At 36.9% G+C, this 1,605-nt stretch carries 1 protein-coding gene; it reads left to right on the top strand.

The annotated features are described in order from the left end of the window. Positions 1–1,567: hypothetical protein (locus J7K40_11300; GenBank protein ID MCD6162982.1), on the top strand; the 1,567-nt coding region annotated here is incomplete at its 5' end. Between the last annotated feature and the right edge of the window lie 38 nt (positions 1,568–1,605).

The following is a 1,605-nucleotide window of genomic DNA, read 5'->3' as shown; positions in this document are numbered from 1 at the left end:
TGTTACTATATCAGATTATGTGACTATATGGGATTTATTAACGGGTGAAGTGGCTGAAGATGTATTCAACGAAGAAGGTGAACAGGTAGTATTTCCTTGCCACAAAGATGAATTAATGAAATGGTTGGAGAAAATACCAAATAAGCCTACAAGACAGGTTTTAAAAGATGAGCCTGAAGATAATAGAGATTATTTAGTAGATAATGGAATAGATATAGGGAATGAAAATAGAGTAGAATGGATGAAAAGCTACGACCCCAGTATTAATTGTTATTTTGGTGTATCTGATACAGCAGTAGAGTGGGGTAAGCATGAATACTCTCAATATAATATGTGTGGAGATATGTCCCCGCGCGTGAACTGTGCAGTCGGGCATATGAATGAGTGGACGTATCCAAAGAAAAGTTTTAGAAATGGTTGTTCTGTTGAAGCCTGTGAGAAATGTTTTCACAGAAAAGGGGAAGAATATTATTATATAAATGGTTATAGTATATTTCTTTATAGAGAATTCAATATTAAATATTTTGACCCTTATAGTATTTTGTCAAAGCGATTATTTTTATGCTCTTATCCTGCTCCTGCATGTCCACTTTCGCAGGGCGTGGAAAATCCTTTTGTAATACAAAAATACACAAACTCAGATTGTGCAAGTTATGAAAAACCTATTCTCATGAAGAGTTCTGCTGTTGATTATAGTTGTACCGAGATATTGAGTTCAGATATGGGATATCTAAAATTATGGGATATGCGAGGAAGAGTGGTTTCTTTTTTTACTTCTTTGGGCAGTTTAATAATTGATTATTCTCCTGCTGAAATGGGGGAAACAGAGATTCCTTCCTATGATTTAGCACAAGAAAACAAATGCGGGGATATTTATAGATTAGCTGATGGAGCATCTGCTCGTAATCATGAATGGGTAAACCCTAATTGGTGCAGGGAGAGGGATGGGGATTTTGATAAAACATCGAGTGAATGTAATAGATTTGGAGTAAGCTGGTGTGGGAGCCCTACCCCAAGGGAAGTGACTAAAGGTTGGTATAGAGTTTTGCTTAGATTTTATATGGGGCAATTTCACGGAACATCTCGTAGAGGATTTGTTCCGCAGGATTGTGAGACTCCTTGGTGGGACCCTACTGGTTTGTGGAGTTGTCCTGATTGTGTGGAAGGCGAGTGTGTTGATACTATAGGGGAAAGATTTAGTTCTGTCCATGCTACTATAGAATTAGAAAAACCAGAAGAATATCCAAAATTGAAAGATACGGAAAACCCAAAGTATGAAAGGCCAGAGGATTATGATGATAATCCAGATGGCACTGAGTTTTGTTTGACGGATAAAAAATATTCCGAATTATGTGCTTTTCCAGGTAGAGAACGTGGTTCTGTAGAGAGGGAAAATGAAGATGGAAGCGTTACTTGCTACCCTTTTGATGGAACCTATATTCTTCATACTTTAGGTGCCGCAGTAGAAGAATTAATAAACGGTCATTATAAAGATGGATCAGACGATCAGCTTTTAGTATATCTTTACGAAAGACCGAATATGATAAAAAAAGAGGTGAGAAAATAATATGGGTATATGGGTTCCAACAAATTGGAGTAAACCTA

It is taken from the genome of Candidatus Zixiibacteriota bacterium (assembly GCA_021159005.1).
Taxonomy (GTDB): domain Bacteria; phylum Zixibacteria; class MSB-5A5; order UBA10806; family 4484-95; genus JAGGSN01.
Note: the sequence above shows the minus strand (reverse complement) of the source record. Positions and strands in the feature narration are given on the sequence as shown.